Below are 14,673 nucleotides of genomic sequence, written 5' to 3' on the forward strand. Positions count from 1 at the left end.
ATGGTTTTATTAACCTGGCAGTTGATTCTGCCGGGATTTTTGGCGTTTCCGCCCGCTGCATACGCTCAAGATGCCTCAACTCCACCCGCTGCCCCTGCTCCCGCCCCCACCCCTGACCTCGACTTAAGCTCTGCCGCAAAAAATTTCACAGCCCCGACCAACCTTAGTCCGACCAATATTACTGTCGGTGGTCAGACCGTAACGGTCCAAGCATCGCAAGCACTAACTGCAGCTGAATTTGTTGCCGTGCGCCAAGTTATGAATACAGGTAACCAGTACCTACAATTAAACGATCTCGGGGTAGCAGTGGGTGGCGGACTTAGATTAAATCCGACCCTAATGACCGGCATTGGCAACCTTGTCGTACCTGAAAGTGTGAGAGTGTCTCAAAACGCTGCAGTTTTACAAAGCCTCAACTTGGCAGGCAACTTCGTCAATTCGGGCACCTACAATATCTTTTCGTCCAACCCGGCAGTGACAGCCGCCAGTATTAACGCCGCCAATATTTTCAACAATGCCGGCGCCACAATAAGTTCGTCTTTAGCCAACCTCACCCTTAATGCAGTCAACAACATAGTCAACGCCGGAACAATCACCAGCGCCGGCAATTTGTCCATGATGGCCGGTGGTTCAATTACCAACACCGGGGCACTGGCAATGATGTCGGCGCTCAACAATATAAACATGACCGCCAACAACATCGTCAACAGCGGTGTCATTCAATCACAATTGGCCAACATCAACATCGCCTCGCAAATGGCCAGCAATTTAGCCATGAACAACATGGCAGGACAATTAAAAGCGCTCAGCGGCAATATCAACTTCCGCGATTTAGCATTTTCCGGCAAGCACAACTTGAGTCTCATCGGTGGAGATTTCTTGTCTCACCAACTGAACATGTACTCCGGCGACGGAATTGTGAATGCCGATATAGGCAACGTCACCGGTCAAATAAACATCTCAGCCGGTGAAGCACATGTTAGTGCAGCAACAAACAATTTAAACCTGGGCAACATGAACATAACCGGAGATCCGACGTATTACAACACTGCAGGCGATGTTACAATTTCCGGTAATCTTGGTACCAGCACTACGCCTTTAACAGTTTTAGCCATAGTTGCCAGCGGCAATATTCTTACAACTACAGGTGCCGGTTCGATAGACACTCGTGGACTATCAGGCAATGGTGGAGCGATAACTATGGTCGCCGGCGCCAAGTTTACTTCCGATGGTCCGGCATCCGGTAGTAATGACACCACATCTACTCTCACAATCACCGGCGCATCGCTCACCGGCGGCAAAATCGACTTAAATACAGGTGCGGCAATCTCTTACATCGGTTCGTCCAGTACAGGTGGCGTTGGTAATGGCGGCAACATCCAATTAGTAGCCTTTGCCGGCTCGGCTTCCGACTCAGGCACAATTACATTGCCGACAAGCACCCCGGTTTTTGCCAACGGCAATGGCGGCGGTAATGGTGGTGCCATCTCCATGATAGCCGGAGCCAATTCCGGCACTGCAATTACGACCGGCGATCTAACTTCTACCGGAGCAAGTGGAACAGGCAGCATAGCTCTGGCAACGGCACAGCCGACTATTTTTACTATATTCAATGACCCAAATGTAATCATCTCACCTGGAGGAGCCATAGGCTCAGGAGCCTTTATTGCCGGTGCCACCACAGGAGCTTCCATATCAACTCAAAACCTGCAAACATCAGCAGGAACAGTAAGCATCACTGCCGGTAATAACGCCGGCATCAACACAATTACAAATGCCGGTGGCACGGTCACAATAAATACCACCAGCTCAACAGCCTTCAATATTGGCGGCGGTGGTGTCAACGGCACCACTGGAGCAATTACTGCCAATAACACATCCGGGCAAGGGGGTACTATTTCCATAACCAATAACGGTTCCGGCGGCATCACGCACAACACAACTGCCAACCTCAGTGTCACCTCAGCCGGCAACGGACGAGGCGGGGCGATTATACTCAATGCAATCGGCACAGGCGCAGGTGGACCATTAACCATCGGTACAGGCGCCACAGCAGTCACCATTTCAGCCAATGCTATCGGCACAGGCTCCGTCGGTGTCGCACCTGCAGCGAACATAAGTTTGCTAGGCACAACGTTGAGCTTCAGCACAAACGGTCTAACGCTAAGTTCGACAGGCGGCACGTCAGGCGCCGGCGGCAAAGTTAATGTCTCAGTCTTAGGTGGCACATTAACAGCCGGTACAGCTACTTCTCTCATCATCAACGCAACAGGTGGTGGCACATCCGGTGCGGGGGGCACGATAAGTCTCGCCTCAAGCGGAGCTTTGGCAGTTACAACTGGCGCCAATTTTACCAACGCGCCCACAAATGGTGCCGGTGGCGTCTATAACCTCACGTCATATGGCTCTTCCGTCACGGTGACCGGTGCTCTGAGCGCTAGCGCTGTCGGCGCTAATGGTGGCGCGGGCGGCAATATATTCGCCTCTGCCGCGACCACGGCTAGTTTCTCCAGCACAGTCAGTGCAAGCGCAATTGGTTCTATCGGCGGAGCAGGCGGCACTATCTCAATACTGAGTAATAGCGGCACGACTTTTAATATCGGTGGCGGCGGCGGCAACGGCACAGGTGGTGCAATCACTGCTAATGCCGTTACAGGCGGTCAGGGCGGACAGCTATACATCACAAACAATGGTACGGGCGGTATCACACACAATACTACCGCCAACGTAAGCGTCACTTCTGCCGGCAACGGGTTGGGTGGACTTGTCCAACTGGATGCCGTCGGCTCAGGTAGCGGTGGTGCGTTAGTAATCGGAAATGGCGGAACGGCTGTTACCATATCAGCTAATGCATCGGGCTCAGGGTCAGTCGGAACATCCAACAACAACATCCTTCTCTATGGAACAACAATCACTTCTGCAAATGGTTTGACATTAAATGCAACCGGTGGCACTACGGGTGCCGGCGGCAAAATTATAGTGTCGACGTCCAACTCCGGAATAACAGCAGGCTCCGCCACTTTCGTGGTCAACGCCGTGGGCGGATCGACTTCCGGCGCCGGTGGGCAAATAACTCTAAATTCATCCGGCGCTCTAGCTGTAACCACAGGAGCTAATTTCACTGCCGCGCCAACTAATGGTGCCGGTCCTTCATATACTTTCATCTCCACTGGTTCTACTATCGCTGTCACCGGCGCCCTGAGTGCCAGCGCCGTTGGTGCAAACGGTGGTGCCGGCGGCAGTATTTACGCCAACGCATTTAGCAGTGCCGGTTTCTCCAGCACTGTCTCAGCCAGCGCCCTAGGCAGTACAGGTGGTGCAGGCGGAACAATTACCATTTTCTCCAATAGCAGTTCGCCATTCAATATTGGTGGTTCGTCAACGCAGGGAACAAGTGGCGCCATTACCGCCAATGCGGTAACGGGCGGACAAGGCGGACAAGTATTCATTACTAATAATGGCATTGGTGGTATCACTCACAACACTACAGCCAATATCAGCGTGACTGCTGCCGGCAATGGACTAGGCGGCGTGGTATCACTAGACGCAGTTGGCACGAACAGCTTAGGTGGCACCCTCACACTAGGTACCGGCACGGCTGTCACCATCACCGCCAGTGCCGCAGGCTCTGGAACCGTCGGCTCAGCTGTTACCAACAACATATTTTTGAAGGGATCAACAATCAGCTTCGTCACCAATGGTCCCATTCTTACCGCTTCAGGCGGCACAACAGGTGCCGGTGGCAACATCTATATTGAAGCCACCAATGGAGCACTCACTGCCGGCACCGCAGCCACATTAAGGCCGACAGCTACCGGTGGTTCCACATCAGGTGCCGGTGGCACTATTACCATTAAATCATCGGGCAATTTGTCGGTAACACCTGGAGCGGGAGTGTTCACCGCAGCTCCTGTCAGTGGCGCCGGTCCAACATACAACTTAATTTCTACGCAGGGTTCCGTGACGGTCACGGCAGCTCTAAGCGCCAGTGCTGTCGGCGGAATAGGCGGCAATGGCGGCAACATCACCGCCACAGCCGGCACCACCGTTGGTTTCACTGGTGCATTAAGCGCCAGTGCTCTTGTGAGCGGCAATGGCGGCAGTATTACTATCACCTCCAACAGCTCCACAACCTTCGCTGTCGGCGGCTCCGGCACCCAAGGAACCAGCACCACCATAGCCGCTAATGCAGTGTCGGCAGGACAAGGCGGCAAAATTTTTATTACAAATAACGGCACGGGTGGTATCACCCACAATACTTCCGCCAACTTAAGCGTCACTGCGGCAGGCAATGGCTTAGGAGGCGTAATCTCACTCGATGCCGTCGGCAGCAACAGTGTTGGCGGACCTTTGACCTTAAACGCAGCAGGAGGTGTCGCCATAACCGCCAGTGCAATAGGATCCGGTACTGTAGGTGTTGCAGTCAGCAATAATATTTTTCTCAAGGGCGAATCCCTTGTCATGGGCGCAGGCGGCGTCCAAGCCAACACTACAGGAGGCACAACAGGCGCCGGCGGCAAAATAACCGTGCAGATTACCAATGGAGCGCTCACAATCGGAACAGCAGCTACCTTGCGCTTGAGCGCAATTGGCGGCGGTACCTCTGGAGCCGGAGGCACCATAACCATTTCATCGAGTGGTGCACTGACTGCTACGCCTGGTGCCAACTTCACTGCTTCCCCGACAAATGGTGCCGGTCCCATATTCTCTTTAACTTCAACTGGTTCTTCTGTAACAACGTTAGCAGCGTTGAGCGCCAGCGCCACAGGAGCTGCCGGAGGCGCCGGCGGGTCGATAACTATAAATGCAGCAACGACTGCCAATATTACGGGAGCACTGGGCGCGAGTGCTTCGGGCTCAACCGGAGGTAATGGCGGCGTCATAAGCATAAGCAGCAATAGCGACTCTACATTCAATATTGGCGGTTCCGCCACTCAAGGGACGAGCGGCGCTCTCTTGGCCAATGCAGCTACTTCCGGACAAGGCGGGGTTATAACCATAATTAACAACGGCGTAGGTGGTATCACGCATAACACATCCGCAAATATCAGCGTGACAGCCGCCGGCAATGGACTGGGCGGCTCGGTGACCCTCGATGCAGTCGGCACCGGCACCGGCGGTCCTCTGCAAATAGGCACCGGCGGCACCGCAGTCACCATTGCCGCAAATGCGTCGGGAACAGGAGCTGTCGGAACAGCACCTACGACAAACATCAGCTTAAAAGGCACCACTCTTGCCTATAGCAGTCTCGGCTTAACTCTGCAAGCAACTGGTGGCACAACCGCGCCGGCAGGCGGCAAGATTTCGGTACAAGTTACAGACGGAGCCATTCAGACAGGTGCCAGCAACTCGCTTTTGATTAGCGCGGTCGGTGGCTCAACATCCGGCGCAGGAGGCACCATTACCATTAGCGCCAAGGGTGCTCTTGCTGTTACTCCGGGCGCCAACTTCACAGCCGCACCCACAAGCGGCAAGGGCGGCAACTACAACCTTACTTCCACCAACGATTCTGTGTCCATAATTGGCGGTAGCTTATCAGCTAATGGTGTCACGTCAGGCGCCGGTGGCTCAATCACCATATCGGCAGGACAAAACAATTCAGTGAGTGGTGGCAGATTATCATTTAGTACCAGTTCATCAACATTGACAGCAAATGGAGCTGGAGGCGGCAATGGTGGCAGCATCAGCGTGACCGTCAGCAGCCCCTTCGCCTTCAATATTGGCGGCGCAGCAACAAATGCCAATGGCACAGGGGCAGCCATTACAGCTAATTCAGGCGGTTCAGGCGGCGCTGGCGGGTCTGTAGTTATTACCAGCACAGGCATCGGTGGAATTACCTTACCGGGCAATAACATCTCGGTTAACGCAACCCTCGGCGCCGGCGGCACAATAAAGCTTTTAGCTGCTGAAGGACCCATAACAGGACCTCTAAATATCGCCGCCGGTACAACACTCAATGCCGGCTCGACAATGGACGAAGGCGGAGAAATTTGGCTCTCCGGTTCAACCATTAACTGGACCGGCTCTGCTGCACAAGGACTCACGCTAAACGCTGATGCATCACAAGTCGTCAACTTTGGTGACGGGGGAATAGTATCCATCAAAACAACAGACTCTGTCACCTCCTTGAATATCGGCACCGGTGCTCAATCCATTTCCATAAGTGCCAGAGGCGGTGACATGACAGGCGCCGGTGGACAAGTGACCCTTTCTTCCGGAAAAGACATCACTTTAAGTATCGGCTCAGGCTTTGTGGTTGGACCGACTAACGGTAGTGGTGCAACATTCACATTCACTGCCGGAACCAACGCATCTGCCGGCAGCGGCAATATCAGTATAAGCGGCGGTAGTCTCTATGCCAGCGCCGTAGGCGCCGGTTTGTCGGGCCTAGGTGGTAGCGGCGGCACGGTCACCATTATTGCCGGACAAAATAATGCCGCAGGCGGCACTCTGTCATTTGCCACCGCCGGCAGCACAATCCTATCCGACAGCACAGGCACTATTGGCGGCGGTATCATTAGTATCACAACTAATAGCTCTACGGCATTTAATATCGGCGGTGCTTCTCCAGGTGCCAATGGAACGGGTGCAGCCATATCCGCCAGAGCCACCGGACACGCAGGAAGTGGCGGCTCAATCACAATCAAGAACATGGGTAGTGGTGGCATTACGCTGCCGGGAAGCAATATTTTAGTCAACGCCTCCAGTGGCGCCGGTGGGACTATCACACTTGATGCGGCAAGCGGCTCAACAGCAGGAGCACTCACCATAACCGCCGGTTCCGTACTATCTGTCAACGCGGCTGGCTCCGGAAACTTCAACGGCGGACAAATCACTCTCAAGGGCTCCAGTATTTCTTGGTCCGGTGCCTCAACTCCGGGACTGACCCTTAACGCCAACGCGGTTGGCTCAGGAAACGGCGGCTCCATTTCCGTGACCACAACAGGAACAACCAGCGATCTAGCTATTGGCACGTCAGCCACAAGCCTGAGCCTGGCTGCACGTGGTGGTTCACTTAATAGCTCGAATGGAAAAGGTGGCACAATTACTATCTCGGCAGGACGCGATCTAAGTGTTACAACAAGTTCGATATCTGTTGCTCCTCAGGGAGCCACGGGAGATGGAGCTACGATAAGTCTTATTGCCGGTGCCACCGGTAGCACCGGTAATCTGGCTATCACAGGCGCCTTAGATGCAAGTGCCGTCACACGCGGGTCAGGCTCAAGTGCGGGCGGTTCGATAGCACTAGCATCTAAGTCTTCCACCACTTTCAACGTCGGTGGTGGTGGGTCCAATGGTACTACCGGCGCGCTGTCCGCTAATGCCACGCAAAATGGACAAGGCGGAACGATATCCATCACTAACAACGGCACAGGTGGTATCACTCACAACACGACAGCTAACATAAGCGTTCTATCCGCTGGTCAGGGCAAGGGCGGAGTTATTTCTCTCGATGCAGTCGGCTCAGGTTCTGGAGGTCCTTTAACACTAGGCACAGGAGCAACCGCTGTCACCCTCTCAGCCAACGCACTCGGGCAAGGTATTGGAGGCACCACACCAACAAACAACATATTCCTTAAGGGAAGCACATTGAGTTTCAGCACCAACGGACTTACCCTCAACTCAAATGGCGGTAGAACTGGCTCTGGTGGCAAAATAACAGTTCAATTACTCAGTGGCAATATAACAGCCGGAACAGCAACAACTCTTATCGCTACGGCCACAGGAGGCACGACCTCCGGCGCCGGCGGCAGTATATCTCTCCTCTCTGGTTCCGGCTCGGTCACCGTGACCACCGGAGCCAGCTTCACAGCTGCACCGACAGACGGTGCGGGACCTTCCTACACACTAACATCCAGTTCGCAGGCAGTTTCTGTTACCGGCGCCCTTAGCGCCAGTGCTGTCGGCTCAGTGGGAGGCGTAGGCGGTTCAATAACGGCAAGCGGCGGAACGACATTAGGATTCTCCAGCACTGTCAGTGCAAGCGCAATTGGTTCTACAGGAGGAGCCGGTGGAACAATCACATTGTCCAGCACAAGCGGCAGCACATTTAACGTTGGCGGATCTTCCACTCAAGGCACCAGCGGAGCAATTACAGCCAATGCTGCCGCTAACGGACAGGGCGGCACCATCTCCATTACCAACAACAGCACAGGTGGTATCACTCATAACACAAGTGCCAATATGAGCATAACCGCCGCGGGCAATGGTGAGGGCGGAGCAATTCTCCTTGATGCCGTAGGTAGCGGGGCCGGTGGCACATTGACACTGGGAACCGGTGCAACAGCAGTAACACTGGATGCTAACTCCATTGGAGCAGGCAGCGTAGGCACCGTTATGACTAACAATGTGCGTTTGAAAGCAACCAGTATCAGCTTCTCGACAAACGGTCTAATTGTTAATGCCACAGGAGGTACAACTGGGGCAGGCGGCAACATATCAATAGAAGCAACCAACGGCGCCTTAACAGCAGGAACATTAACAACACTAGTTCTTAATGCCGTTGGCGGCAGCACATCCGGCGCAGGCGGCAGCATCACTCTTAAATCCAGCGGTGCGTTGACCGTCACGCCAAGCGCCAGCTTTAATGCAGCAGCTACAAGTGGTGCCGGTCCATCCTATAGCCTGACGTCCACAGGCTCGTCTGTATCAGTCGCAGCCGCCCTCAGCGCATCGGCAACTGGCGCCATAGGCGGCAATGGCGGCAGCATCACCGTCAGCGCCGGAACTACAGCCGGCTTCACCGGAGCTGTGAGCGCCAGCGCCCTTGTCAGCGGCAATGGTGGCACCATATCAATTGCCAGCAATAGCGCAACAACATTCGGTGTCGGCACGTCAACAACCCAGGGTACAAACAGCACAATTGCTGCAAATGCGGTTACCAGCGGACAAGGCGGCACAGTTTCAATAACCAACAACGGCACCGGTGGTATCACTCACAACACTACCGCCAACTTGAGCATTTCCTCAGCCGGTAACGGCTTAGGCGGCTCCATTGTATTAGATGCCGTTGGAGCCGGCTCCGGCGGACCACTCACACTAGGAACGGGAGCCACTTTGCTTACACTAACAGCAAATGCATCAGGCTCCGGAACCACAGGCACTGCTCCCACAAATAACATAAGAATCAAAGGCTCAACATTGAGCTTCAGCACTAATGGTCTTTCCTTGAATGCCACCGGTGGAACAACAGGATCTGGAGGCAACATTTACGTCCAAACAACAACAGGTGCCGTCACAGCCGGTACCGCCACGACACTCATTGCCAGCGCTATCGGTGGATCGACATCAGGAAATGGCGGCACAATCAGCCTCATTGCCGGTGGCGCATTGACCGTAACACCGGGAGCAAGCTTCACCGCCGCCCCAACAAGTGGCGCCGGTCCAACATACAATCTCACTTCCAGCAATTCAACAGTTAGCGTAGCGGCAGCCTTAAGCGCTAGTGCTGTAGGAGCAATCGGCGGCAATGGCGGCAGCATCAACGTCAGTGCAGCTAGTACTGCCGGATTCACCGGTGCGGTAAGCGCTAATGCTCTAGTAAGCGGCAAGGGTGGAAGCATTGTAATTTCTACCAACAGCGGTACGACCTTCGGTGTCGGCACCTCCACTACCCAGGGAACTAATTCAACTATTTCCGCCAACGCCGTATCGTCCGGACAGGGTGGCACAATTTCAATAACCAACAATGGTACTGGTGGTATCACTCACAACACTACTGCGAACATCAGCGTCACTTCTGCCGGCAATGGTGAAGGCGGCACAATCATTTTTGACGCTATCGGCACCGGGACTGGTGGCACACTGACACTTGGAACCGGCGCTACTCAAGTAGCCCTATCAGCGAATTCCTCCGGATCCGGCAACTTCGGCACTATGCCGACCAACAACATTCGCCTCAAAGGCTCGACGCTTGCCTTCAGCACCAATGGACTTGCTCTCAATGCAACCGGCGGTACAACCGGAAATGGCGGTAACATTTCCGTGCAAGTGACAGGCGGCACATTAACAGCCGGCACAGCAACTACATTAATAGTCAACGCAGGCGGTGGTTCTACAACCGGCGCAGGCGGCACAGTGTCATTGACCTCCAGCGGCACCCTCACCGTGACAGCCGGCGCAAGTTTCTTGGTTGCACCCACAAGCGGCAATGGCGGCAACTTCAACCTAACTTCAACCGGCGCCAACGTGAGTGTCACAGGTGCTTTCGCAGCCAGCGCGGTAGGTACAATAGGTGGTGATGGCGGCACTATAACAGTCAACGCTGCTACAAACGCCCTATTCTCCAGCACAGTCGCTGCCAGTGCAACAGGCATAAACGGCAGTACTGGTGGCACAATCAGCATTACCACAAACAGCTCATCAGCTTTCAGCATGGGCAGTGCGGCAACCAACGGCACCTCCGGCGCAATCACCGCACAAGCCAACGTTGGCGGACAAGGCGGCACAGTCAACATAACCAATATCGGCGGCGACATTTCAACCGGACTTTCACCAGGCGTCACCACCAGCTCGCTCAATCTAACGTCAAAGACAGGCAACATTGGTACTTCCGGTTCGCCGGTTTTGGTGTCCACATCAATGGTCACTTCAAACACAGGTGCGCCGGGAACTTCATTCATATCTAATTCCGGCTCCGCCACAATCATCGGCACGTCAAGCGTCGGCGGCAACTTCTCTGTTACAGGCACAACGAGCAACGCCGAAATGTTTACCAACGGCACAGTGACATCACAGACAGGCACACTGACGCTGACTAACAACGGTACCATTAATACATATCACGCGATTACCGGTTATGCGCTTGCACTTTCAACATCAGGCAGCAATGGAAGTATTAATCTCGATCAAAACGCCACAGGCATATCCGGAGTAACAATCACCACCAACGGCTCTGGCAACGTAACGAACGCTGCATCAACTACCATCGGGACAACCAATTCCTCCATCACAATTTCAACCAATGACGTCAGCTTCTCCGGCTCCATCAATGCAGGTGTTGGCACTGTGTCTCTTCAACAAAATGGCAACAAGCCGATAAGCGTTGGCGGTTCCGGTGGCACTGTTTCCATTTTGGCCAGCGATTTAGCTGCCATTACGGCTGGTACCCTGGTGATTGGCAACTCCACCCAACCAGGTGCAATAACCGTTGCCGGAACAATTGATGTGTCCGGCGCAGGTCCTGCAGGAGTCTATAATTTGCAATTCAATACTACCACTACATTTACCTCGACCGGGCAAACCATAACACTAGGCACAAAATCGCTAACTATAAATATGGGCAATTCCGCCACACTTGGAGCCACAACCGCCACCACAGGAAACATATATATAACTAGTGGCAACGCACCCACCATAGACGCTGCTGTGTCTACATTAGGTTCGTTAATTGTCACTGGCGTAAACAGCATAAATGCAACATCCACGATTGCCAGCAATTTCCTCTATTTATATTCAGACGCCGGTATCTTTCTTAATCAACCGGTTTCCGGCAACACCGGAGTTGTCTTAATTGCCGCAACCAACAGTATTTCTGCAGACAGCATCAACGCCAATGGGCTCAATGGAGGCAATGTTGTTTTACTAGCTGCCGGCGCCGTTAACATAACCGGTACAATTGACACCTCATCCACAGGCGGTGGAACTGGTGGAAACATCAACATCATAGCTAGCAGCTCATTCAGCAATATTCAGGTACAGAATCTTACTACTACAGGTACTAGCGGTGGCGATGTAGTAATGTCCTATCTTGGCACATCTCTGCCTGGTATTGGCGTAAATGTAACTGGTAATATCACAACCGATGCAACAGGACTCAATGGATCAGCGGGCTCAATTGCACTTACCGGTTCTGCCAGTATTCTAATCTCCGGCAATATCAGCGCTCAAGCCACTGCCAATGGTAGTTCAACCACAGCCCTAGGAGGCAGCGTCTTCCTTTCTAGTGGCAGCACTTCATCGACCGCCATCAGCGTTGGCACCATCAATACAAGCGCAACCAACAATGGCACAGGCGACAAGGCTGGCAACATCATCTTACTTTCGGCCACCGGTTCAACTGGTCTCAATCCTTCAAATATCACCAAAGGGACACTGACCCAAACTGGAGGCACTGCGGGCAGCAACCTTGTGTACGGACTGAATGGTGCTGCCACCACCATTCCCTCAAGTCTGAATGTCACACCCACAACAAGTATCAATATTCGTCCAGGCGGCTACGATACCGTCCAAGGGTCAGGCGGAGCCGGATCGCTCAATATTGCTATGAATACCGGTGGCGATACACAAATGCTGGTCCCACTCAATACTAGCGCCGGCTCCGGAAGTACATCGCTGTTCCTAAATTCATTTACCCAAGTATCCGGGTCTGAAAGTCTAATACTTGCTTTACCGGGCGGTCTAACCACAAATGCTGCAATTAACACTTCCTCAACAACAGGGTTGGTGAATATAGTTGCTCAAGGCGCCATAACTATGGGCGGAGCTCTAAACCTCAATTCAGCCTCTGATGTGATCGTACAAAGCACAAATGCCAGCGGTATTACAGGCGGTTTCAACTTTACTGCCACTGCAGCACGGCATGTTCAGATATACGGCACCATGACGCCATTTAGCACCACCGTAGGTGGTAATGTCAGTCTGACATCTACAACCGGTGCTACCTACGTCAGCGGCAACATAACAACAACACCTTCTACCAGCGGTAACGGCGGCTATGTAAGCATAGTCTCCGGCACGACGATAACCAAATCCAATATAACTACTTCCGCCACAGGCACTACGTCTAACGGTGGATACATATATCTAAATGCGCAAGGTGCAATAACTACCGGCAACCTGACGTCCACCGGCGGCGCCTCATCGGGAGTCCCAGGCAGAATCAACATCACAGCCGGAGCCGGTGGTACAGGCAATCTTGTAACAGGCACAATTACCGGGGCTGGTGGCAGCGACACATCTTCAATGTACTTAAGTTCACCAGGCTCAATTACGACAGGTGATGTTAACTTCATCTCAACCGTCAACATGACCGCCGGTACTAATGTGTTAACTGGTGCGATAACCACCAGAAACAACGTTACTTTGTCCGCAACCTCAGGTTACGTCGTAGCCGGCGGTAGTATTTCTACCGTGCCTTCCACTTCAGTAGTGGGTGGTTACTTGAAAGTTGACGCAGGAACTTACATCACTGTTCAATCTATCAACACCACGGCAGGTACAGGCGGCAATAGCAACGGCGGTACCGTCTATCTAAACGCACAAAGCGATATAACTGCCGGCAATATTACGGTACACGGACAAGGGACAGGTGCTCCTGGCGCCGTGCTTATTTCTGCCGGAAACGGTGGCACAGGCAATGTGCAAATTGAAAGCATCTCCGGCTCGGGAGTTAATAACGGAGTCAATGTCGGTATAGATACGCCCGGCACCATAAGCGCTGGACACATCGCCTACGTAGGGCTAGTAGCAATGAGTGCCGGCACAGGCATCACCCTATCAGGCATCAACACCACGCCATTCGCTGCCACCGCCCAAGCAGGCTTTATAATCGTTCGCTCCTTAACAGGCAATATCAATGTCACCAATACCGGTATCACAGCCAACAGCTCCGGCTCAGGCATACTTGGCGCAACCGTCAGACTGCTTGCTAATGCCGGTGATATCACCGTCGCCGGTGGCATCAACCTTGCCGGCACATCCACCGCCTCCGGAGGCGGACTGGAAGTAACAGCCAATAACCTGACTCTGTCCGCAGGACTGGATGGCGGCGCACTTAATTTGTCCGGCAGCGGCACCACCGGCAGTACCGGATACGCCTACTTATTTACTCAAAACAACGTCACCCTCAATGCAATTACCATGAACTCCGGTACATCCGGATTGGGATCGCTATTCTACATTCAAGCCGGCAACAGCGGCACAGGCAATATTTCAACAGGTGCTATTACCGGCACCACTGCTTTGTCAGGTCATGAAATGCTATTTATGGCTCCCGGCACAATCACCGTCAACGGTAACATCGACATACACATAACCAGCACAGGATGCTGCGCTACATTCCAGGCAGTGGCAGGCAACGCGGGCACAAGTCGTGCAGCAGCCCAATCAGGAACACTTCTTATCAACGGTAACATCGATGCATCAGGTGCCAATAATGGCGGCAATGTGTATCTCGTCAACATGGGCACTAATGGTGGCATCACAGTAGGCAATATAAATACTAACGTCACAACCTCCGGACAAGGTAATGCAGTAGTCGTTATTGCGCATGGCGCACTTAACCTGGGCAACATCAACACAAGTGCCACCGGTGTTTTCTTCGGCGGTCCGGTATTCTTGTCCAGCGGCGCTACATCCGGAACAGCAGTCACAACAGGCACAATAACAGCTAGCGGCGGAGCAGGTTCACAAAGTCTCTGGATTGCAAAAACATCAACTGGTGGCGTCAGTCTCGGAACACTGACTGGATTTGCCGGTCAATTTATAGGTACGCCTACCGGTGCAGTTGCCAACGTCACAAGCTCTCAAACAATTGCCCTTGGTTCAGGAACACTGACAGGATTCAATCCTGGCGGCTTTGACTCAATCAACGCACCAACGGGTACAATCTCACTCACCTATTCAGCCGTAAGCCCCTGGATTCCGCTTGTTGTACGCAGCGGGAATTTCAGC

General features: G+C 53.3%; 1 protein-coding gene (only partly in view). It reads left to right on the forward strand.

Features of this window, described 5'->3' with window-relative positions; all coding sequences use genetic code 11:
- On the forward strand, window positions 1–14,673 hold the 5' end (the start) of the coding sequence (locus K2Y22_13550; protein MBX9879480.1) for a hypothetical protein. The gene runs 17,850 nt beyond the window's last position; only the first 14,673 of its 32,523 coding nucleotides appear in the window; it begins with the start codon at window positions 1–3; its stop codon lies beyond the right edge, outside the window.

The organism is Candidatus Obscuribacterales bacterium (assembly GCA_019744775.1).
GTDB lineage: Bacteria > Cyanobacteriota > Vampirovibrionia > Obscuribacterales > Obscuribacteraceae > SBAT01.